The organism is Nitrosomonas sp. H1_AOB3 (genome assembly GCF_015709435.1).
Taxonomy (GTDB): domain Bacteria; phylum Pseudomonadota; class Gammaproteobacteria; order Burkholderiales; family Nitrosomonadaceae; genus Nitrosomonas; species Nitrosomonas europaea.
Genome location: NZ_CP054389.1, coordinates 2749948 through 2772575, shown reverse-complemented (window position 1 = coordinate 2772575; position 22628 = coordinate 2749948). Strand labels below are relative to the sequence as shown.

At 53.5% G+C, this 22628-nt stretch carries 22 protein-coding genes; 7 read left to right on the top strand and 15 right to left on the bottom strand.

All coding sequences use genetic code 11. The features are described from left to right. Window positions 1–30 precede the first annotated feature (30 nt). Both HRU73_RS13020 and HRU73_RS13015 read right to left on the bottom strand, forming a co-directional pair. Complete coding sequence (locus HRU73_RS13020) at window positions 31–750, bottom strand: TerC family protein (RefSeq protein WP_287398911.1); 720 nt, start codon at window positions 748–750, stop codon at window positions 31–33. 5 nt (window positions 751–755) lie between these two features. Next, window positions 756–1910 carry a patatin-like phospholipase family protein gene (locus tag HRU73_RS13015; protein WP_276677945.1) on the bottom strand — a complete coding sequence of 385 codons (1155 nt, stop codon included), beginning with the start codon at window positions 1908–1910 and terminating at the stop codon, window positions 756–758. A gap of 346 nt (window positions 1911–2256) precedes the next feature. Here HRU73_RS13015 and pip point away from each other — a divergent pair, with 346 nt between their 5' ends. Further along, window positions 2257–3207, top strand: a complete 951-nt coding sequence (gene pip / locus HRU73_RS13010) for a prolyl aminopeptidase (protein WP_287398910.1) — start codon at window positions 2257–2259, stop codon at window positions 3205–3207. A gap of 37 nt (window positions 3208–3244) precedes the next feature. Here the strand turns inward: pip and bioD are convergent, their stop codons facing one another. From bioD to bioB, 5 genes are read right to left on the bottom strand one after another with little or no spacing between them, the layout of a single operon-like run. Continuing rightward, a complete protein-coding gene (bioD, locus tag HRU73_RS13005) occupies window positions 3245–3931 on the bottom strand; it encodes a dethiobiotin synthase (RefSeq protein WP_287398909.1) in 687 nt (228 codons plus the stop codon). Then, window positions 3931–4827, bottom strand: coding sequence for a malonyl-ACP O-methyltransferase BioC (gene bioC / locus HRU73_RS13000; protein ID WP_011112781.1), 897 nt, complete (start codon window positions 4825–4827; stop codon window positions 3931–3933). The genes bioD and bioC overlap by 1 nt, the downstream gene beginning before the upstream one ends. Next, window positions 4817–5575, bottom strand: coding sequence for a pimeloyl-ACP methyl ester esterase BioH (gene bioH / locus HRU73_RS12995; protein WP_041356863.1), 759 nt, complete (start codon window positions 5573–5575; stop codon window positions 4817–4819). Before bioH ends, bioC begins: the two co-directional genes overlap by 11 nt. 1 nt (window position 5576) lies before the next feature. Next, window positions 5577–6740: an 8-amino-7-oxononanoate synthase gene (bioF, locus tag HRU73_RS12990; protein ID WP_287398908.1), complete on the bottom strand. Its 1164-nt coding sequence runs from the start codon at window positions 6738–6740 to the stop codon at window positions 5577–5579. Between the two features lie 20 nt (window positions 6741–6760). Beyond that, window positions 6761–7774, bottom strand: coding sequence for a biotin synthase BioB (gene bioB / locus HRU73_RS12985; protein WP_287398907.1), 1014 nt, complete (start codon window positions 7772–7774; stop codon window positions 6761–6763). 214 nt (window positions 7775–7988) lie between these two features. Between bioB and HRU73_RS12980 the strand changes: the two genes are divergently transcribed. The 5 genes from HRU73_RS12980 to HRU73_RS12960 all read left to right on the top strand — a co-directional run bounded on the left by HRU73_RS12980 (window position 7989) and on the right by HRU73_RS12960 (window position 12170). After that, window positions 7989–8621 (top strand): ComF family protein, encoded by a 633-nt coding sequence (locus HRU73_RS12980; protein ID WP_353765140.1) that lies wholly within the window; start codon window positions 7989–7991, stop codon window positions 8619–8621. 12 nt (window positions 8622–8633) lie between these two features. Then, window positions 8634–9098, top strand: coding sequence for a tRNA (uridine(34)/cytosine(34)/5-carboxymethylaminomethyluridine(34)-2'-O)-methyltransferase TrmL (gene trmL / locus HRU73_RS12975; protein ID WP_011112786.1), 465 nt, complete (start codon window positions 8634–8636; stop codon window positions 9096–9098). A 246-nt stretch (window positions 9099–9344) separates the two neighbouring features. Beyond that, a complete protein-coding gene (locus HRU73_RS12970; protein WP_287398905.1) occupies window positions 9345–10874 on the top strand; it encodes an FAD-dependent oxidoreductase in 1530 nt (509 codons plus the stop codon). Window positions 10875–10953: 79 nt separating this feature from the next. Continuing rightward, a complete protein-coding gene (gene ycaC / locus HRU73_RS12965; RefSeq protein ID WP_011112788.1) occupies window positions 10954–11586 on the top strand; it encodes an isochorismate family cysteine hydrolase YcaC in 633 nt (210 codons plus the stop codon). A gap of 35 nt (window positions 11587–11621) precedes the next feature. After that, a complete protein-coding gene (locus HRU73_RS12960) occupies window positions 11622–12170 on the top strand; it encodes a DUF488 domain-containing protein (RefSeq protein ID WP_287398904.1) in 549 nt (182 codons plus the stop codon). Window positions 12171–12256: 86 nt separating this feature from the next. Here the strand turns inward: HRU73_RS12960 and HRU73_RS12955 are convergent, their stop codons facing one another. The 6 genes from HRU73_RS12955 to HRU73_RS12930 all read right to left on the bottom strand — a co-directional run bounded on the left by HRU73_RS12955 (window position 12257) and on the right by HRU73_RS12930 (window position 18033). Continuing rightward, the gene (locus HRU73_RS12955; protein WP_287398903.1) at window positions 12257–12694 is read right to left on the bottom strand and encodes a hypothetical protein; all 438 of its coding nucleotides are present in this window, start codon (window positions 12692–12694) and stop codon (window positions 12257–12259) included. A gap of 270 nt (window positions 12695–12964) precedes the next feature. Further along, window positions 12965–15121 carry a type IV pilus secretin PilQ gene (locus tag HRU73_RS12950; RefSeq protein WP_287398902.1) on the bottom strand — a complete coding sequence of 719 codons (2157 nt, stop codon included), beginning with the start codon at window positions 15119–15121 and terminating at the stop codon, window positions 12965–12967. Continuing rightward, entirely contained in the window at window positions 15118–15648 is a 531-nt protein-coding gene (locus tag HRU73_RS12945) for a pilus assembly protein PilP (RefSeq protein WP_011112797.1), read from the bottom strand. Before HRU73_RS12945 ends, HRU73_RS12950 begins: the two co-directional genes overlap by 4 nt. Then, a complete protein-coding gene (locus tag HRU73_RS12940) occupies window positions 15645–16295 on the bottom strand; it encodes a type IV pilus inner membrane component PilO (RefSeq protein ID WP_287398901.1) in 651 nt (216 codons plus the stop codon). Before HRU73_RS12940 ends, HRU73_RS12945 begins: the two co-directional genes overlap by 4 nt. Beyond that, window positions 16292–16903, bottom strand: a complete 612-nt coding sequence (locus HRU73_RS12935) for a PilN domain-containing protein (RefSeq protein WP_287398900.1) — start codon at window positions 16901–16903, stop codon at window positions 16292–16294. The genes HRU73_RS12940 and HRU73_RS12935 overlap by 4 nt, the downstream gene beginning before the upstream one ends. Further along, window positions 16900–18033 carry a pilus assembly protein PilM gene (locus tag HRU73_RS12930; protein WP_287398899.1) on the bottom strand — a complete coding sequence of 378 codons (1134 nt, stop codon included), beginning with the start codon at window positions 18031–18033 and terminating at the stop codon, window positions 16900–16902. The genes HRU73_RS12935 and HRU73_RS12930 overlap by 4 nt, the downstream gene beginning before the upstream one ends. Window positions 18034–18212: 179 nt before the next feature. Here HRU73_RS12930 and HRU73_RS12925 point away from each other — a divergent pair, with 179 nt between their 5' ends. Next, complete coding sequence (locus HRU73_RS12925; protein ID WP_287398898.1) at window positions 18213–20525, top strand: penicillin-binding protein 1A; 2313 nt, start codon at window positions 18213–18215, stop codon at window positions 20523–20525. 138 nt (window positions 20526–20663) lie between these two features. On the opposite strand, the gene HRU73_RS12920 is transcribed toward HRU73_RS12925, so the two are convergent. Together HRU73_RS12920 and lpdA are read right to left on the bottom strand one after the other, a co-directional pair. Next, window positions 20664–21074 (bottom strand): hypothetical protein, encoded by a 411-nt coding sequence (locus HRU73_RS12920; RefSeq protein ID WP_287398897.1) that lies wholly within the window; start codon window positions 21072–21074, stop codon window positions 20664–20666. A gap of 43 nt (window positions 21075–21117) precedes the next feature. Next, a complete protein-coding gene (gene lpdA, locus HRU73_RS12915; protein ID WP_287398896.1) occupies window positions 21118–22590 on the bottom strand; it encodes a dihydrolipoyl dehydrogenase in 1473 nt (490 codons plus the stop codon). Between the last annotated feature and the right edge of the window lie 38 nt (window positions 22591–22628).

Below are 22628 nucleotides of genomic sequence, written 5' to 3'. Positions count from 1 at the left end.
ACTGCGCATCCAACTGCACAGTTTCCAGGTTCAATCTTTCCCCAGTAAATCCATGGATGCCCGCGCTTTTTTTTGTATCCGGGCTGTCAGCCATTTTCCGGTCCCGATCACCAGCAGCGAACAGGCTGCCGGCACCAGCCATTGCAGGTAGGCAGCCTGTGTTGCAACCCATTCCTGACTGATCGTATCACCTGTGAGCAAATCACCGGCAATCCAGCCGAGCAAACCGGCACCGATAACGACGATGACAGGAAAACGCTCGATCCATTTCATCACCAGCTTGCTGCCCCAGACGATGATGGGAACACTGAACAGCAGGCCGAATATCACCAGCGCAAGACTGTCCCTGGCTGCACCGGCAATTCCCATGACATTATCCAGACTCATCACCGTATCGGCGATGATGATGATCCTGATCACGCCCGGTAGAGTGGTCGCTCCCCCTTTCACAACCGGCCCGCTTTCACTAGCGGGCTCCGGCAACAGCAGTTTAACGCCGATCCACAACAACAACAAACCACCGGTAATTTTCAAATAAGGCAACGCCAACAGCTGAAGTGCAAAAAAGACCAGCAGGATTCGTATCCCGATCGCCCCTGCCGTTCCCCAGAATATTCCCTGATTACGCTTATTCTCCGGCAGATTCCGGCATGCCAGCGCAATCACCACGGCATTGTCTGCACCCAGAGCGATATCGATGGCAATGATCTGAAAAACGGCAATCCAGAACTGTGGATCGGTCACATCCATATTTTCTACTCCCGTCGCTCGGAAATAAATGCAAATACCTCATCCTGCCGGCGCAAGGTATCCCGGTAACCCAAATCGATCAGTGCCTGGCAAAAAGGAGCCTCAAACAATACATAACTGAGCATGGCAGAACCCTTCGGACCCATTGCCCCGGCAGCACGAAAAAAGTAGCGGATCGGACGCGGCAAACTGTTGGCATACGCTTGTGTCAGTTCATCGATCCTTTCGCTGGGTGTAATCACCATGCAGTCCACCATGCGCAGCGCAGGACCGTTTCCTGCTTGCATCCCCGGAATCAGGCTCAATGTCTGGTTGATACGCTGCAAACGCTCGAGATCGACATCCAGACTGTCGACGAAAATACTGTTCATCACATGCCCGGCAATCTGCGCCAGCGGCGGATATCCGGTTACCTTGGTACGTTCGCAATCAGTCTCCTTTTTCTCGTTCACACCAATCACCAGCAAGCGGTCTGCGCCGAGATGCAATGCGGGGCTGAGCGGCGCAAGCTGCCGCATGGAGCCATCACCAAAATACTCACGATTGACCCGGATTGCCGGAAAAATGAACGGAATCGAAGCAGATGCCACCAGATGCTGGATACCAATGCGCGAAGGAACACCAATGCGTTGCGCACGCTTCCAGGGAATGACGCTGGGACTGGCCTGATAAAAAGTAACCGACTGCCCGGACGCATACCCCCAGGCCGTTATGCCGAGCGCGTGCAGCGCCCCTGCATGAATACTCCTGCGTATCCCTCTGAAGGGCAAATGACAGGCCAATAGCTGCCTGAGTGGTGTATTATCCAGCAGCGAAACGGGTTTACCCGCCATTCTGCTCGACACGATCGAGCCAAAATAACGCAGCGCATTATGCAGTACCCCGATCAGATCAGAACGATAGATCTGGCCAGTATGCAGATTGCCCCATACTGCTTCCAGCCGTTTGATTCCGGTAGAAAAATGGGTTGCAGCCATGGCGAGACCAGCAGCATTGATTGCTCCGGCGGAAGTCCCACAGACAACCGGAAAAGGACTGCGAGCGTGCGGGGGCAGCATTTCGGCAATTGCCCGCAGCACACCTATCTGATAAGCGGCCCGTGCACCGCCCCCGGTCAAAACCAGGCCCAGTCTCGACGGTTGGGAACCCTGTGAAGCCATTTCGTCCACAGGCAATTTACCTTATCCCGGTTTTTACCAGCATCAATCCTTCTGCTCCTGTTTTATCTTTTCAAGTTTCTGTCCAGCAGACAACACACGCAGTACGAAATTCCTGCAAACTACCTGGCCTGATCACTGCCGATTACATCGGCATCGCGCTACCCGCGCGACTATACAGTATTCTCACCTCTGCGAGCCCATTTTCATTCGACTGGCAGCATCAGACCTGGTTAACAGCAATCATCCAGCCAAACTACCGGATACAATCCTGACATACCACAGTGCTAAAATGCCATTACACAACCATAGTCTGTGCTTCCTTTATAACAAACCTGTACAACATACCATGACACATACCGGGCTTTTTCCCCCAGTCGAACCTCATGATCACGGCATGCTTCCGCTGGATGACACTCACACCATGTACTGGGAACAATCAGGCAATCAGAACGGCATCCCCGTCTTATTCCTGCACGGCGGGCCGGGGGCGGGTGCCACACTTGCCCATCGGCGTTTCTTTGATCCTACCCGTTACCGGATCGTCATTTTCGATCAGCGTGGCGCCGGACGTTCGCTACCGCTGGGTGAAACCAGAGACAACACTACTCCGCTGCTCATCGAAGATATCGAAACCTTGCGGCAGCACCTCGGTATCGAACAATGGCTGATCTTTGGCGGCTCCTGGGGCAGCACACTGGCACTTGCCTATGGCGAAGCTCATCCTGATCGCTGTCTGGGATTCATCCTGCGCGGCATCTTTCTTTGTCGGCCCGGTGAAATCAACTGGTTCCTGTACGGCTTGCGCAATTTTTTTCCCGAAGTCTGGCGCGAATTTGTCGCACGACTCTCACCGATCGAACAATGCGACATTCTTTCTTCTTACTACCGTTTACTGATGGATCCCGATCCCGCTGTTCACATGCCAGCAGCGAAAGCGTGGGGGCGCTACGAAGGAAGTTGCTCAACCCTGCTGCCCAATCCTGACACAGTCGATTATTTCACCAGTGACACAGTTGCGCTCGGCTTGGCAAAGATAGAAGCCCATTACTTCAGAAATAATATCTTTCTGCCGGAAAACAGCCTGCTCGAAAATGTACATAAGATCCACCATCTGCCTGGTATCATCGTACAAGGGCGTTACGATGCCGTTTGTCCGATCGTCAGCGCACATGATCTGCACCTGGCCTGGCCGCAGGCCGACTATATCGTAGTCAATGACGCCGGCCATTCGGCCTGGGAACCCGGCATCCTGATCGAACTCGTCAAGGCCACCGAGAAACTCAAACTGATACTGTAAATCAGGCCACGCTTCAGATCCTGTTTCGATACCGGCTTCATTCCAGTCGGGACAGATCGATCAGCCCGGCAAGCTGCTGCACGTCGAGCTGTTCCTGAAACGGCAGAACACCCAGCAACGGGCAGTCGAGCCATTCAGTCAGTGTCTGCAGATTTGCCGCCGGTTGCAGCATTTCCGGGTCGATGGTGTTCGCTACCCAACCCGCCAGTTTCAATCCGGCTGATTCAACCGCACGGGCTGTCAGCAATGCATGATTGAGACAACCCAGCCGCATACCCACCACCAGAATTACCGGCAACCCCAGCACTCTGGCGAGATCGCTGGTGTCGTAGTGGTCATTCGACGTACCTGATGATGACAGCGGCACCCGAAAACCTCCGATACCTTCGACTATCGTTACCTCTGCTGCCGCCTGCAGCTGTTCACAGGCCTGCCGAATCACCCCCAGGTCGATAACGATGCCTGCCTGTCGAGCAGCGATATGCGGCGCAACCGGTTCCACAAAGGCATAGGGATTGATCAGTGATTGCGGCATGCTGACATTGCTGGCTTTCTTCAGATTTTCCACATCCTGCCATTGCCCGTTTTCACAGCCTGCCGCCACTGGTTTCATTCCGATCACCGTATGGCCTTCAGCCGAGAAAGCGTGCAGCAGGGCACAGCCCACTACAGTTTTACCGATTCCGGTATCGGTGCCGGTGACAAACAATCCGGCGGGTGCCATTATGGCTCCAGACCAAGCTTGCGCCGTGTCTCCGGCTTCAACTGAACCTGGCGCGATTCCGGTTTCCAGGCATGGCCATACACCACTTCATACGTGGCCGGCAGCCTTCCATCCTGACGCAGCGCCTCATACCGCTCGATTACTTGCTGCCATGCCGCTTTGCCGGTCAATCCGCGCCTGCGCCCTTGTGTCACGTTGCGAGCACCGATTGCCTTGAGATCCTGCATCACCCCCCTGACATCCTCATAAGTCAGCGTGATGTATTCCATATCCATGACTGGTAATGAAAAGCCACAATTCACCAGCATGTCACCGATATCGTGCATATCCGTAAACCGATTGACGTGGCTAAACGAATCCGCTGACTTGAAAGCCTGCCGCAATTCCTTCAATGTATCTGGTCCGAATGTGCTGAACATCAGCAGGCCGCCGTTCTCCAGCACACGATAGGCTTCCGCGAATGTCTGCCTGAGATCATTACACCACTGGATCGCCAGATTGGACCAGATCATCCCGATACTGGCTTCGCCCAGAGGTAACTGTTCGATATCCGCACAAATATAATCTCTGGGCCAGTGGCGCCTGAATGGCAGCCAGCGCTGCCATCCTGGTATTTGCTCCGAGATCGCCATGCGCGCACAGCGATGCATCGTCAGCGCAATATCCATCGGCATGATTTCTGCCGCAGGATAGCGTTCGATCAGCTTGCGCGTGCCATAACCGGTTCCGCTGCCCGCATCGAGTATTCTGGCGGGAACATATTTGATGTATTCCAGACGGGACAGCATGCGGTCACATATTTCCCGCTGCAACACAGCAGACTGGTCATAACCGGCTGCCGCCTGTTCGAACGATCGACGCAGCATACGCTTGTCGAGTACATGATCATAATGCATCGAAACAACTCACGAATTGCTCAGGAAAAGAAAGAAACGGCGCATGGCCGCAATGGGGAAACAGCACCAGCCGCGCCCGGGGTAAATGTTGCTGCATCCAGTCTGCTGCGCCGGCCGGGGTGATAACATCGTTCCGGCCGTGGATCAGCAGTACAGGCTGACTGACCTGATTCAATTCAGCCCTCAAATCACTGGTCTGCAAAATTTTCAATCCTGCCTGAAGTGTTGCCGGCGTTGGCGGCTGGCCACGCAGAATACTCTTACGCAACCATGCCAGTACCCGGGCTTGATCCTCACTGCCGCTGACTTGCAGAGTCAGAAAACGGTTGAGCGTCTGGGTATAATCGCGCGCCAGATTTTCCATGAACAGCGTCAGGGTGGAATCTTCCATTCCCCATGGCCAGTCCGCGCGCCTGACAAAACAGGGGGTACTGGCAACCAGTACCAGTTGCTGGACACGTTCCGGCGCCTGCAATGCCAGCCTGATCGCTACCTGACCGCCGAGCGACCAGCCACACACGCTATAACGACCGGGCAAACGGTCCGCAATCACTTCGGTCATCTGATCCAGTGAATCCAGCGCACAATCACGGCTGGCACCATGCCCGGGCAGATCGACCTGATGCAGCCGGAAACGCTGCGATAACGATTCCACCACGCCATCCCATACACCGCTGTGCATGGCCCAGCCATGCAACATCACCAGATCAGGACCATTTCCAGTCGTCTCGATATGTATCGAGGCCATGTCAACACTGGGCCAGATCACGCAAAGCTGCACCCAATCGATCGACATCCGCCTCAGTATGCACAGCAGACAAACTGATGCGTAATCGTGCCATGCCTTGTGGTACGGTCGGCGGACGAATAGCTGGCACCCAGATACCACGCTCACGCAACGCCAGATCCAGCCGAACGGCTTCCTGACTTTCGCCCACCAGCAATGGCTGTATCGGGGTTTCAGACAGCAGCAATGGCCAGGGAAGGGAGTGCAACCTCTGCCGCAATCGCTCGATCAGCAAAGCAAGTCGTTCCCGCCGCCAACTCTCCTGACTGATCAGTTGCAGGCTGGTCAGTAAGGTGTGCGCCAGCAAAGGTGGTGCTGCCGTAGTATAGCCATAGGTGCGGCCATGCTGGATGAGTGTTTCAACGACAGGTGCTTGTGCCGCTACGAAAGCACCGGATACCCCCGCCGCCTTGCCCAACGTTGCCATGTAAATCAGATGGGGTGTATCCCGTTCTATTCTTTGCGAATGATACAGACTGCCCTTACCCCGTTCCCCGAGCACACCGAATCCATGCGCATCATCCAGCAGCAGCCAGGCATCAAAGCGCTGACACAATGTCAGCAGCTCGGCAACCGGTGCCATATCACCATCCATACTGAATACCGCATCGGTGACGACCAGCCGGCGCCGGGCTTTCGTCGTTTCCAGCTGCCGTGCCAGGGTATCGAGATCGAGATGCGGGTAACGAATGAAACGAGCACGAGAAAGCAAAGCAGCATCATTGAGTGAAGCATGATTGAGGCGATCTGCAAAGATCGCATCTCCCCGGCCTGCCAGCGCAGTCACCACTGCCATATTGGCCATGTATCCGGTGGAAAACAGCAAGGTGCGCGGTAGCCCGACAAATGCCGCCAGCGCTTCCTCCAGTTCATGATGTGCACGAAAATGACCGCTGATCAGGTGAGAAGCGCCCGAGCCGACGCCATAACACCGCGCACCTTCCGCTGCAGCTTCGATCAAGGCCGGGTGATTGGCCAACCCCAGATAATCGTTACTGCAAAAAGCCAGAAAATCCCTGCCATCGATAGTGACATGTGGAGATTGTGGCCCTTCCAGCACCGGACGCGAACGGTACAGCCCCTCCTGCTGACGCTCCCGTAACGCTTCGCTCAGATCCGCCAGCATCCGACTACCCTGCACACCGACTACAATGCATGCAGCCCCAGTTTTTCAAACAACGCCAGATCTTTTTCCGTATCCGGGTTACCCGTCGTCAGCAGTTTATCGCCGTAGAAGATGGAATTGGCACCCGCCAGAAAACACAGTGCCTGGATGGCTTCCGGCATTTGCCGGCGACCGGCGGAAAGTCTGACCATCGCTTTGGGCATGGTAATACGCGCTGCCGCAATGGTACGGACGAATTCGAATGGATCGAGCTCAGGCGTGCCGTACAAGGGTGTACCCTCTACCTGAACCAGATAATTGATCGGCACCGATTCAGGATAAGGATCGAGATTGGCCAGTTGTGCAATCAATCCTGCCCGGGCCATGCGAGATTCCCCCAGGCCGACGATACCGCCACAACACACGTTGATATTGGCGCCACGCACCTCCTCCAGCGTATCCAGCCGATCCTGATAGTCACGCGTGGTAATGATTTCACCGTAAAACTCGGGGGCAGTATCGAGATTGTGATTGTAGTAATCCAGTCCAGCCTGTTTGAGCTGAGTGGCCTGGCCCGGCTTGAGGATACCCAGTGTGGCACAAGTCTCCATCCCCAATGCCTTGACTGCACTGATGACTTCGGTCATGTACTCGATATCGCGCTGCTTCGGTCCGCGCCATGCCGCCCCCATACAGAAACGGGTAGCACCACTTTCCTTGGCCTGAGTGGCTGCCGCCACGACTTCCTCACACGACAGAATCGCCTGATTCTCCACCCCGGTATGGTAACGCGCCGCCTGCGGACAATAGGCACAATCCTCTGAACATCCACCAGTTTTTACGGAAATCAGCGTGGACAGTTGCACGGCATTAGCATCGTGATACTGGCGATGCACCGTCTGCGCCTGAAAAATCAGATCAGAAAATGGCAGATCCAGCAGCGATTCGATCGCTGCGATCGACCAGCGCAATGATGACCCCTGTACTGCCGAATCAGAGTTGGGATGTGCACATTCGCACTGTTTCTCAGAAATCAAACCGGTTGCGGATTCCATGATCATTCTCGGCGAGAGCCTGCTCCAAGTTATAATGAATAGTGCGAAATCATTACGGATAACACCCGAATTGTCAATTTCTTCCTCTTTAATATTAAACAGGCGATTAAATATTGCGCAACTGTTCAGCCATAAACACTGTGTATTGTGCCAGGCACCCAATCATCAGGATATTTGCAATGCCTGCCTGCAGGATCTTCCCGGATTGCCACCCGTGCACTGTCCGTCCTGCCTGTTACCAATGACTTCACCGGAAATTTGTGGCACCTGCCTGCGCAATCCGCCGGCCTGGAGCCATGTTCGAGCCGCTTTGCGCTACACTTTTCCGGTAGATGCTCTGGTGCAGGCATTGAAATATCGCTCCGATCTGCCACTGGCACCGATACTGGCCAGCTTGCTGCTGGGCAGATTCCAAGATGATCCTCTGCCTGATTACCTCATCCCGGTGCCACTCCACCCGGCCAGACTGCGAGAAAGAGGATTCAACCAGGCACTCGAAATCAGCCGTCATCTATGCAGACAAACAGGAGTCGAGTTGCTGTCCGTCGCCTGTACACGCATCCGCAGCACACCCTCGCAAACTGAGCTGCCGTGGAAAAACCGTCCACAGAATGTTCGCAATGCCTTTACCTGCAACCGGAATTTTTCCGGAAAACGGGTCGCCATCGTGGATGATGTCATGACCAGCGGCGCCACCCTGAATGAACTGGCTAAGGTCATACGCCGCCACGGAGCAACCGATGTCCGCGCCTGGGTGATCGCTAGAGCATTTCCGGGTGCCCCGGCCGCAAGAAGAGCAACCGATCTCCCTGGGAACGACGAAACCAGGCGACCGATCAAGCCTTAAAATCAATCCCGTATGCTCCAGATCATTCTCCACCAGCCGGAAATTCCCCCCAATACCGGCAACATCATCCGTCTGTGCGCCAACACCGGCGCACAACTGCATCTGATCCGGCCACTGGGGTTCGATCTGAGTGACCGACAACTGCGGCGCGCCGGGCTGGATTACCATGAATGGGCCCGCCTCACCGTGCATGAAGATCTGGCATCCTGCCTGAAACTCATGGATGGATGTCGCATCTTTGCTGTCACCACCCGTGCAACTCATCACCATGGCAAGGTGGCTTATACAGGCAATGATGTGTTCCTGTTCGGCTCCGAAACGCGCGGATTACCCGCCGAAGTGCTGGAAAACTTCCCGCAGGATCAGCGCATCCGCATTCCCATGCTTTCCGCCTCCCGCAGCCTGAATCTCTCCAATGCGGCAGCAGTCATCATTTATGAAGCCTGGCGGCAAATCGGTTTCGAGGGTGGCATCTAACTGACAACCCGCCAGTCACTGCCACCCGCTCATCATAAATCCGCCGTCAAATCTGTTCTGCTGCGAGACTGATTCTCCCCGGAAATACGATGGTGATACCCCGCGGATGAAATGATCTCGTGCTATGCTATGAATAGCTGTGCAGTAGTTGTGGTCTTTCAGGCATTCGCATATGAACCACAGCTGTCCACGCCGGCCGGTTACAGGTAGTGCTATCGGTAACCGCTTTCAAGAAGGAGGATCGCAATGACTTCATACTTATCTGAAGAAGCAGGCCCCGACCTGACACAAGGTATTTCCCTCTCGGATTTTGGCAATCAGCCGCTGCTGCGCGGGCATGTAGGAGACGAACCAGTCATTCTTGCCCGCATAGGTGATGAAATAACGGCCGTGGGCGCAACCTGCACACACTATGGTGCTCCTCTGACAGAGGGATTGATCGTCGGCGAAACGGTACGCTGTCCCTGGCACCATGCCTGTTTCTCGCTACGCAGCGGTGAAGCCCTCGGTGCCCCCGCATTCGATCCCTTACCGTGCTGGCAGGTTGAGCGTGATGGAGATCGGATCATGGTGCGGGATAAAATCACGCCAAAACCCAGATCCATACCCGTCACGGCAGCAAACCAGCCGGCTAATGTCGTCATCATCGGTGGCGGTGCTGCGGGTTTTGCTTGTGCAGAAATGTTACGCCGGCGCGGCTATCAGGGACAACTCACCATGCTGAGCGAAGATTCCGATGCGCCCTGCGACCGCCCCAATCTGTCAAAAGATTATCTTGCCGGTAATGCACCGGAAGAATGGATTCCCCTGAAATCTGATGATTTCTATGTGCGCAACCGTATCGACCTTCAGCTTCACACGACGGTCACAAAGATCAATACCACCGGACACACTGTCACGACTGCTGATGGCCGCATCTTCCCGTTTGATCGCCTGCTGCTGGCAACCGGCGCCGAACCGGTACGGTTACCGATTCCGGGGGCAGATCAAAGTCATGTCTTCACCCTGCGTACATTGGCCGACAGCCGCGCCATCATCGAACGGGCAAAGCATGCCAAAGCCGCGGTTATACTGGGATCCGGATTCATCGGTCTGGAAGCGGCTGCAGCCTTGCGTGCACGGGAACTGGATGTGCACGTGGTTTCGCTGGACAAACACCCGCTGGAAAAAATACTTGGCTCTGAACCGGGTGATTTCGTTCGCAATCTCCATGAACAGCATGGTGTACAGTTCCACATGGATACCTCTCTTGCTCGTATCGAGCCACACAAGGTCGTACTGAGCAACGGCAGCGAACTGATGGCCGATCTTGTCATCATCGGAGTCGGTGTCAGACCATGTATATCGCTAGCGGAAGAAGCTGGTATCACCGTCGATAACGGTATCCTGGTGAATGAGTACCTCGAAACCAGCATACCCAGCATCTTTGCAGCAGGCGATGTCGCACGCTGGCGTGATGAAGCCAGTGGCAAAACACAACGAATCGAACACTGGGTACTTGCCGAACGGCATGGACAGGTAGCGGCAGAAAACATACTCGGAACACGTACTGCTTTTCGGGATATCCCTTTCTTCTGGAGTGCCCATTACGATATTTCGATCCGTTACGTCGGCTATGCAGGACCATGGGATACACTTGAAATCGAAGGTGATATGGCTGCGTATGACTGCCTGATCAGTTACAAAACAGGAGGTAAAACAGTCGCCGTTGCAGCTATCGGGCGCGACAAACAGGCGCTCGAATACCGGGCCTTGATTGCCCAGCAACAACACTGATCTGCCAGGCTAGATATTGCCCTGGTGTTGGAATCAGAATTAACTCATTTCGGACCATCAACTACGGAGAAATTTAATCATGAGCAAACCATTCAAATACAGCCGCCTTTCCAAAGATGACGCAGCACTGTTACTGGTAGACCACCAGGCAGGTCTGATCTCATTAGTCCAGGACTTTGGACCGAGCGAGTTCAAGAACAACGTTCTGGCTGTCGGTGCATGTGGCAAGTATTTCAAATTACCCACTATCCTTACTACCAGCTTCGAAGAAGGTCCGAACGGGCCACTCGTACCAGAGCTGAAAGAAATGTTCCCGAACGCTCCCTACATTGCCCGGCCCGGCAATATTAACGCCTGGGATAATGAAGATTTCGTCAATGCGGTGAAGAACACCGGACGTAAGCAACTTATCATCGCCGGCGTCGTTACCGAAGTCTGTGTAGCTTTTCCAGCCCTGTCAGCATTGGAGCAGGGTTATGAAGTATTCGTCATTACCGACGCTTCGGGTACTTTCAACGAAGTAACCCGCCATACTGCCTGGTTACGGATGCAGGCAGCCGGTGTACAGTTGATCAACTGGTTTGCCATGGCCTGTGAACTGCATCGTGACTGGCGTAACGATATCGAAGGACTTGGGGAGCTCTTTTCCAACCACATTCCCAACTACCGGAACCTCATGACGAGTTACTTCACGATTACAGGTAAGAAATAACTGTTTTCAACAAACACTCCCCGGTTGACTGGGAAATGAATCCGCCCTTTTACACCATCGGGCACTCTACCCGCACGCTGGAAGAGTTCATCGGCTTACTGCATGCAGCAGAAGTGGAACAGGTTGTGGATGTACGTACCGTTCCGCGGTCACGAACCAATCCACAATACAACCTGGAGATATTTCCCGACAGCCTGGCTGCGTTCCAAATCAGTTACGAGCATATCCCGCAGCTGGGTGGCTTACGCGCCAGATCCAAAACGGTACCGTCCGATGTAAATGGTTTCTGGGAAAATCAGAGCTTCCACAATTTTGCTGATTACGCACTGAGTGATACTTTTCACGAGGGTCTTGCCAAACTGATCGCCCTGGGACGAAAACGCAGATGTGCAATCATGTGTTCCGAGGCTGTCTGGTGGCGCTGCCATCGTCGCATCATTTCTGATTACCTGCTGATGCACGGTGAAACCGTTTTTCACCTGATGGGGCACGACAGAATAGAAATCGCCCGTTTAACGGAAAGTGCCTGCCCCCAACCGTCAGGTGCAGTGACCTATCCATCACGCAATTCCCTGGTTAACTAAGACTTTTTCTGTCAACAAGTCAGACAATCATCCGGACTGATTCTGAAGCCGGCACCTTCATTCATTCTGTTCACAGAAAAACATCATCATCCCTTCACCGCAAAGCGAAGGAAGTCGGTAAGCTGTCTCGATTCATTGATCTCGTTGTGGGGTACCAGCAGATACTTCCACGGCTTGCCACCGACGCTCACCGTGAAGTCCGAAGCATGCCTGCACCATTGCACGGCGGCAGCTACCTTGGCTTCCACCTCTCCCGTTTTCAGATCATCCCGCTTCTTGGTCTCGGCCATCAGAATGACCGACTCCGTTTCGACTACGAAATCAGGGATGTATTCCGGCTGCTCGGTGCCGAGCTTGTAGTAAATCTGGAACTGCCCTTTCGCGGGCTTGAACCACTTGTCAGCATCGCGTTCGAGGATGACGATGAAGCGCCGCTCCGTATCCGAATCGAACTTCTGCAGCGGGTACAGACACTTGGTGAATCCGCCGAACAGCATCGTCTTGATGCGCCCCACGTCTTCCACTGTTTCTCGGAAATGGCGCGGAGCCTGACCTGCACCTCGAAGTCCGTAGCTTCCTCAAAGAAGTGCGCCATCATCTGCGAATGGATTTCTTTGGCAATGGTCTTGCGCTGCCCGTCCAGCACATTGAGCGCATCGGCTTCCGAGAGATAGCTGTTCAAGTGCTGCACCATCTGTACCCATCCTCCTCTTTTTTCACAGATTCAAATTCAGTAATGATAAAGGGGGCTATATCAAGCCCCCTTCTTTCTTACAAAACACTGTATCAGGAATTCAATTTAATGCAGATCGAATATTGTTGCTAAGATTTTCGTTCAGGATGCGCGGTGTGACGAAGATCAGCAACTCACGTTTGTCATCCCGTTTCGCAGTGTTCTTGAACAGATTCCCCAGTACGGGTATGTCTCCCAGAAGTGGTACCTGATTACGATCCTGCTTTTCGACCTGTTCGAAAATACCGCCGATGACGACTGTGCCACCATTTTCCACCAGCACTTCGGTAACGATCTGCTTGGTGTCGATCGCCGGTCCGGCGGGTGTATTTTCTCCCCGGGTATCCTGATTGACCTGCAGTTTCATGATGATGTTGTCATCAGGGGTGATTTGCGGTGTCACTTTGAGGCCAAGCACGGCCTTTTTGAACTGGATCTGCGGCCGTGTCACGCTGATGGTCTGGAACGGAATTTCAGTACCCTGTTCGATACTTGCCTCCACGCGATTGGCTGTCACCAGGCGCGGGCTGGCAATCACCCGACCCTTGCTGTCCGACTCCAGTGCGGAGAGTTCGAGATTGATCAGTGTGCCGTTGTTGATCTTGATCAGGCTCAGGCCCAGTGCGGCTGGTCCACCCGCAACACCGGCCAGTGCAGCTGCCGGCAGATTGACGTTGAGATTATCCCCGCCAGAAGGGGATACTGTACCGGCAGCCAGTCCGCTGGAGTTGCCCAGATTGCCGGAAATCCCCAGCCGCCGCCCGTTGGTCTCGCTGCCGATCCGGGTGGCGTTCTGTACCCCGAAACGAGCTCCCAGATTACGGCTGAATGTATCGGTTGCTTCGACGATCCGGGTTTCGATCATGACCTGCCGTACCTGGGTATCGAGGTTGGCGACGTGTCTTGCCACTTCTGCCAGCCGCGTGGGAATATCGGTAACGGTCAGCGTATTGCTGATGTCATCCACTTCCACCGAACCGCGCTGGCTCAGGATGCCTTTGAGCGGAATCGAGCTGGCGGTTCTGTAATTCAGTTTGAAAGCCTCAGTTTGCAGTACTTCCAGCTCGGTGATCTGCTGGTTCTGTTCCAGTTGCAGCTTTTCACGAGCGGCCATTTCTTCCCGTGGCGCAATGAAAATCACATTGCCTGCCCTGCGTTTATCGAGATCATTCGTTTGCAGTACGATATCCAGCGCCTGATCCCAGGGAACATCCCTCAACCGTAAAGTCAGATTACCTTTGACGGAGTCACTGGCGATGATATTCAGGTCAGTAAAGTCTGCAATCACCTGCAGAATCGAACGAATCTCGACATCCTGGAAATTGAGTGAGAGTTTTTCACCGGTATAGCCCCCATCGATCAGTTTCTTGTGAATGGGTATGTCTTCGGCTTCAGCCATCGGTCTGATTTCCACTACAAAACTGGTACCGGTTTGCCAGGAAGTATGTTCCCAGCGCCCTTTCGGCTCGATGATCATCTGCACGTTGCCATCCCGGGCAACTGTTTCGACTGACTGCACTGGTGTGGCAAAATCCAGTACATTCAACCGCCGTTCGAGATTAGGAGGCAGATAGGCTTTCATGAATTCAACCAGCAATCTGCTGCCGTGACTATGGACATTGACCACTGCACCCGGCTGCGAAAGTTCTACTTCCACCCTGCCTTCACCCTGGGTACCCCGGTGAAAGTCGATATCGCGCAAACTCATCGTTTCACTTCTAGCCGGACTGGAAGTCGAAACAGACGGACGGGCGGGAGTTCCGCCAGAGACTTCATTGCTCCTGAGCGATATCAATAAATGATTGCCTTCGACATCGGTTTCATAGGCCGCCGTGTTTGACAGATTCATCACCAGACGAATGCGGCCCTCGGCAGGTACGACATCGATATTTTTGATGACACCCCGGCCGGAAATTCTGCCGGACTTTCCCAGTACGCTGTCCATCTGCTCCAGATCGAAATAAAGGCGATCAGGATCATTCAGCAGCACTCCGGCAGGTGGCACTTCAACCGGTTTATCCAGAGTCACCCTGACAACCGTCCTGCCATCCGTTTGTGACGAGACATCCACTGCACGCAGTGTATTGACTGATGCGGTTGCAGTCTGAACATAGCCCCATGCAAGCAGCAAAATACAGGCTGGCAGGCATTGCCAGATCCGGTGAATAACCCCGATGACGCGATTCTCGTACTCTTTGTTTCCCGTTATCCAGTTCATTGCTTCTGCTCCTGAGTTTGCAGCATGAGTACACTGGCCCGTTCGCTCCATTCGTCCCCGCTATCCCGTGTAATCTCTCTCAATTTGATCTCCACTTCGGAAACGCCTGTAATCAGGCCGAAATTCTGGCCCAGATAATTACCGGTCCTGACGCGGTGAACCGAGTTATCCGGCGCTCTGACCAGACCAAACACATTATTTCCGCGCCGCAGCGAACCCACCATGACGAGGTTCTCCAGCGGAAAACTCTCCAGGGCTTCCTTCGGTCGCTTCAGATCAGGTTCCAGTTCGTTGCGATCCGGTTTCCCCGGCTTGTTTTTGCGATTGCTGAAGGGATCAGGGATGTCAAACGCCTGATAAACGAAATGCTCCAGCGGCCTGATTTCAGGCAGGGGATCCACTTTTCCCTTCAATCCAGCGCCTGATTCCCTGACAAAAGACTCCAGATCTTCATAACCTTCCTGGCTGCATGCGCCCACCAATGACAACATCATTACAGCTATCCACCAGCTGAACCGGCTGCTCATGACGCCCCCTTGGGATTCTTCTGTTTATCTTTCTCCGACATTTCTCTTTTATGTGCTGCGATTTCCTCATCGTCGAGGTAACGAAAGGTTTTCGCCGTCGCATTGAATATCAGCTGATGATCTTTCCCGGGAGTGATCTCGATATTGTGCAGCGTGACGATACGCGGCAACTGAGCCACATCGCTGGCAAAAGCACCAATATCGTGATAATTGCCCGTTACTCTGACGGTAACCGGCAGTTCGGCATAGAACTCCCGCACCGTCTCCCTGGCATCAGGTTTGAACAGCTCGAACTGCAACCCCCGTCCCAGCCCGGCCCGGTTGATATCCACCAGCAGCGCATCCAGTTCAGATTTGTTGGGCAATTGCTTGAGCAAGGTGCCCAGCGTTTGCTGCACTTCTGCCAGTTGCTGGCGCAGAACATCGAGATTGACTGCACTGGTCTTTTTGGCAAGAAAAGTACTTCTGAGTGTATTTTCTTCTTCCCGCACCTGCTCCAGCGTCGTCCACTGTTCTTCCCAGTCCAGAAAATAACCGGCCACCATCAGGGTCGCCAGCAACAGTGCAAGCGCACCCGCCTTAATTACAGCCGGCCAGTTTCCCGGCTCATTGGGATTGACATGACGCAACTCTTCCAACAGGTTCATGGTTGTCCCGCCGCTGCGGTAATTTTTGATGTCATTTCCTCTCCTCCGGTATGACTGCCTTCTTCCGGTAACTCGGTCAACCTGACATTCAGATCAAATTCACTGAGCCTGATACCATTTGCGGTAGCCGCCTTGATTTCGATCAGCAATGGCGATTCCATCCAGGATGAAGCATCCAGATTGCGCATCAGTGTTGATACCCAGGCATTGGACTGGGCATAGCCGGCAAGACGGAGATGCTCGTTCGTCTGTTTGAAGCTCTTCAGATAAACGCCTTCCGGTACTCGCCTGGCTACCTCGTCCAGCATATGCACCACTTTGGCACGATTGCCTTGCAGTGATTCGACGATCCCTTTGCGTGCCAGCATTTCCTGAATTTTTTCCCTGATCGATCTGATCTCGGCAATCTGCCGGTCGAGCACGGCGATCTCATCCTTCAGATACTGATTGCGCCCGTTCTGATAATCGATTTTATCCAGCACCATTTCATGTACTCCCCAGATAATCAGCATACCCAGTACCACAGTGAGGCCCGCCAATACGGCAAACTGCTGCTGACGCGCTTTACGTTTGAGTTCACGGTGTGGAAGCAGATTGATGCGTATCATGACGGGTCAAATCCTCTCATGGCCAGGCCGCAGGCCGTCAACAGAACGGGAGCATCCATTTTCAGTTGTCTCGGTGCGATCCGGCCGGACAGTTCCATATCAGCAAATGGATTGATGATCTGGGTAATCACTTTGGTACGTTCAGAGATGATCTCTTCCAGGCCGGGGATAGCTGCGCACCCTCCTGACAGAAAAATGTAGTCCACCTGGGTATACTGGGTAGAAGTAAAAAAGAACTGAAGTGCCCGGGACACTTCCAGTGCCACCGTTTCACAAAAGGGTTGCAACACATCATTCCGGTAATTTTCCGGCAATGTTCCGTTGCGCTTGGCAATCTCGGCTTCTTCGGGGGAAAGATTGAACTGGTTCTGGATTTCCTGTGTCAGCTGATCTCCACCAAAAGACAGATCACGCATATAAACGGATTCGCCGTTCAACAGCACATTGACCCGGGTAACGCTCGCACCAATGTCTATCAGTGCAATCACTTTGTCCTTGCCATCATCCGGCAGTTGCTGTCTGATCGCTCTGGCAGATACGGCCTGCGCAGCAAACTGCTCGACATCCATCACCATCACTTTCAGTCCGGCAGATACTGCCGTTGCCACCCGATCTTCCACCTTATCCTTGCGGGCGGCTGCCAGCAGTACTTCCACTTCTTCCGGATGACCGGGAACCGGCCCGATCACCTGAAAATCGAGATTGACCTCATCCAGCGCAAATGGCACATACTGATTGGCTTCTGTTTCAACCTGAAATTCCAGATCATCCTCACGCAAACCGGCGGGAACGTTGATTTTCTTGGTAATGACAGAAGTCAGCGGCAATGCCATGACAATTTTTTTCTGCCGTGCCCCCATCCGTTTCACAGCACGCCGGAGACATTCGCTTACCTGTTCGATCTGGTTGATTCCGCCATCCTGTAGTGCATCCACCGGCATGGGCTCGATCACATAACGCTCCAGGCGGTATGAATGAGGCAACCTGCCTTTCCTGGAAAGTTCCACCACCTTGATCGACGAGGCGCTGATATCCACCCCCAGCATGCGAGCGGTGCCTGCCAGCAGGCTGAAGTCGATATCAAACTTGATATCGAGATGTTTTTTCAGGATGGATGGACTCAAGGCCATGTCTGCTCTCACTTGCATAACGTGTTGACCGGAATATTTTCATCCGGACGGGGTACTGCAACTGAGGCCGATTCTGACAGCTTAGTGAATGAGTTAATTCATGCAATAACGATTGATATACCCTTTATAATTTCGTTCTGGATCATCTTCACCCTACACGACACATACACTGCCTCTGAATGTTATTCCGCTGGTTTTACCGTTTTTTCCTGGTTGCTCTGGCCACTGGTTTGCTTGCCGCATTGCTGGTGGTGTTTGCTGCCCTGGTTACGCTGCCCTCTCTGCCCAGTCTTGAAACACTGACTGATTACCGTCCCAAAATCCCGCTGAGAATTTACAGTGCCGACAATTTGCTGATTGGTGAATTCGGTGAGGAACGCAGGGATTTCGTCAAAATCGAGGAAGTGCCCAAATCACTCAAACAAGCGATTCTGGCAGCCGAGGACGATCGTTTTTATCAGCATTACGGGGTGGATTACATTGGTGTTTTACGTGCCATCTATTCCAATTTCAAGGCGGGCGGCGCGCATCAGGGGGCAAGCACCATTACCATGCAGGTGGCACGCAATTTCTTTCTGACCAAGGAAAAAACGCTTACCAGAAAATTCAGTGAAGCCTTGCTGGCTTTCAAAATCGAGCACAGTTTAGAGAAAGATCAGATCCTCGAGCTGTATATCAATCAGATTTATCTCGGACAGCGCAGTTACGGCTTTTCTTCCGCAGCACAATCTTATTTCGGTAAACAGCTCACCGACATCAATCTGGCGGAAGCAGCCATGCTGGCCGGACTTCCCAAGGCTCCTTCCCGGTTCAATCCGATCGTTAACCTGGAACGGGCAAAAACCCGGCAGCAGTATGTGCTGAAACGGATGCACGAACTCGGATATATCTCTGCTGAACAGTTTGCACGGGCAAAAGAGACTGCGATTGCCATTCATCGCCGGGTGAAAGTCTTCGCCATGCCTGCTGATTACGTCGCAGAAATGGTGCGGCAGATCGTTTACGACCGCTACCGTGAAGAAGCCTACACTCGCGGAATCAAGGTCTATACCACGCTGAGAAAAACGGATCAGGAAGCAGCCTACCGGGCGTTGCGCAAAGGCGTCATGGAGTATGACGCCCGGCATGGTTACCGCGGCCCGGAAGCATTCCTGAAACTGCCAAAAGATCTCAAGGACCGCGAAGCATTGCAGGACATCATGCAGGATATCGGCAACAGCGATGACATCCTGGCAGCAGTCGTTCTGTCTACTACGCCCGGTACCGTCGAAGCCTTCCGCAAAAATGGCGAAACCATCCGGATCACAGGGGATGGTCTGAAAGCAGCTCACCGATTTCTCAGTAACGATCCCAAAATCGGCGAGAAGCGGATACGCCCTGGTGCGTTGATCCGGGTAAAGAAAACGGAAAAAGGTAGCTGGCAGATCGTTCAGCTGCCAGAAATCGAAGCTGCACTGGTTGCCATGGACCCGAACAATGGCGCCATTCGTGCACTGGTAGGCGGGTTTGACTACCACCTCAACAAATTCAATCATGCCACGCAAGCCTGGCGCCAGCCGGGATCGAGCTTCAAACCGTTCGTTTATTCTGCCGCACTTGAAAAAGGCTTTACCCCGGCTACGATCATCAATGACGCACCGTTGTATCTGGGGCCGGAGCAAACTGGCGGCAAAGCCTGGGAACCCAGGAATTATGATGGCAAGTTCAGCGGCCCGATCAGAATGCGCACCGCACTGACACATTCCAAAAACCTGGCATCGGTCCGTATTCTTCAGGCGATTGGCCCGGCTTACGCGCAGGATTACGCCACCCGTTTCGGTTTCGATAAGAAACACCACCCGGCAGTCCTTCCCATGGCACTCGGTGCCGGCTCGGCCACACCGATGCAGATGGCCATCGGCTATGCCACTTTTGCCAATGGGGGCTACCATATTCATCCCTATTTCATTGAGCGGATCGAGGATGAACACGGAAACATCATCGAACAGGCCCGCTTTGCCACTGCCGGCCGAAATGCCAAACAGGTCATCGACCCGCGCAATGCATTTCTGATGACCAGCATGATGCAGGATGTCGTCCAGAGAGGAACCGCTGCCCGGGCCAGAGCGCTCAAACGTAATGATATTGCAGGAAAAACGGGGACGACCAGTAACGCGGTCGATGCCTGGTTCTGCGGTTATCAGAAAGATCTGGTGGCGGTTACCTGGATGGGATTCGATGAACCCAGATCCATGGGAAACAGAGAAACCGGAGGGCAGGCCGCTTTACCCATCTGGATCGACTACATGGCCACGGCACTCAAATCGATACCGGTTGCAAAAACTTCATCTCCCAAAGGCATCATCGTAGCGAAAATCAATCCTGAGACAGGCATGAGAGATATATTCGGAACACTCAATGAATACTTCTTTCAGGAGCAGCTTCCGCCTGAAATGGATTACTCTTTCCAAGATCCCGAGTTCACTGATCAGACGGAAAATCCGATGTTTTGAATCAGGATCCGTTTTTCAGGAACCGGATCTGCATAAACGCGGGTTGTGAAGAAGATCGACGATACCCGTTCCGCATCAGCAATCACTTCTTCACCTATGTCAGCAGGGAACGGGTGAAATAGGTACCAGTCTATCCGATCATTTTTTCGGCTCTGCTGAAACATCCTGGCCCGGTTTCAGCCCGTTCAACTGTTCGATCAGTGCCCGTCTTTCGTTTTCTGTTTCCTGATAGCGCATGTAGAGTTCATCCAGCTCGTCCGTATAGCGATGGACCCTTTCAGCACGTTCCTTGCGCTGTCTGGCTGTATCTTCATACTTGGGCGCTTCGCCATTGATAATGATGTCACTCCCGATCGGCAGTGCCTGCTCAACCTGCGTGATTTCGTGACGTCGCAGTTCCTGCAGCATTTGAAACCGCTGAAACAGGATCTGCTGTTCCTGTTGCTGCTGCATGATGGCCGCCTCCAGCTCGAAAATCTGTTTTTCATTACCCGCCACCGCCGGTACAGACATTGAAACCAGCAACAAACAGAAAAACAGCAGTTTCATACAGTTTTCCTCCCGAACGATCCAGGCCGAAATCTTACAAGAATCAGATATGAATGGCCCGCTTATCCACGCCCAATGCAGCTTCATGCAGTGATTCGGAAAGTGAGGGGTGGGCGTGTACGATACGCGCCAGATCTTCACTACTGGCGGAAAATTCCATGGCAACTACGGCTTCTGCAATCATCTCGGAAACATAAGGGCCCACCATGTGTACGCCCAGGATACGATCACTTTCTGCATCCGCCAGAATTTTGACGAACCCGGTCGTTTCTCCCAGCGCACGGGCGCGCCCATTGGCCATGAACGGGAACTGTCCCACTTTGTAGGCAACTCCTTCTGCTTTCAGCATTTGTTCGGTTTTGCCCACCCAGGCAATCTCCGGCGCGGTATAGATCACCCATGGCATCATTCCAAGATCCACATGGGCAGATGAATCAGTTGCTCCCTGCCGGCCTGATGCTATCCGTTCGGCAACGGCAACACCTTCCTCGGAAGCCTTGTGTGCCAGCATCGGCCCTCTTACGACATCTCCAATTGCGTATACATTCTGCAGACTGGTTTGGCAGAATTCATCCACGCTGATATATCCGCGCTCATCGAGCTTCAATCCCGCTGCTTCAGCCCCCAGACCGGAAGTATTAGGAACTCGTCCCACGGCTACGATGAGTTTATCCACCTTCAGGTTCTGTGCATTCTTGTCACGATCGACGTAGTCGATCTCCACACCGTTTTCACTTGCTCGGGTCGATTTGATCTCGACTCCGGTATGAATGGTGAGTCCTGTCTCGCGTGTCAATGCTTTATAGGCCTCTTTGGCCACCTGTTCATCCGCTGCCGGCAAAAAATCAGCCTGGGCTTCCAGCAGGGTCACTTCCGCACCCAGCCTGCGCCAGACGCTTCCCAATTCCAGGCCGATCACCCCCGCGCCGATGATGGCGAGTTTCCCGGGAGTCTGTTGCAAAGCCAGGGCGCCCGCATTGTCGAGCACGTTGTTCCCGTCGACCGGTGCCACTTTCAGAGTACGGGGCGTAGAACCTGTCGCGATGATGACATGCCTGGCATGTACCGACTGCTCTTTTCCATCGGCACTCACCTGGATTTCCCAGCTGTCATCACCGCCATCACGTGCTTGATCACGCTTTTGCAACGTTCCGCGACCATGCAAGGCAGTCACTTTATTTTTCTTGAACAGCATGCCGATGCCGCTGGTAAAGGCTTTGACGATCTTGTTCTTGCGAGCGATCATGGCCGGGACATCTATCGATAGTCCATCCACCTTGATGCCGTGTTCGGCAAATTTATGTCCGGCCCGTTCGAAATTCTCGGAAGATTCGAGCAATGCCTTGGAAGGAATACAGCCGACATTCAGACAGGTGCCACCCAGACTGGGTTTGCCCTGCTCATTTTTCCAGTCATCGATACATACGGTGTTGAGCCCGAGCTGCGCACAGCGGATAGCCGCCACATAGCCACCAGGGCCTGCACCGATGACTGCCACATCGAATAAATTATCCATATCAATTAAGGGTAAAAATAACTTGTTGTAAAATTAAA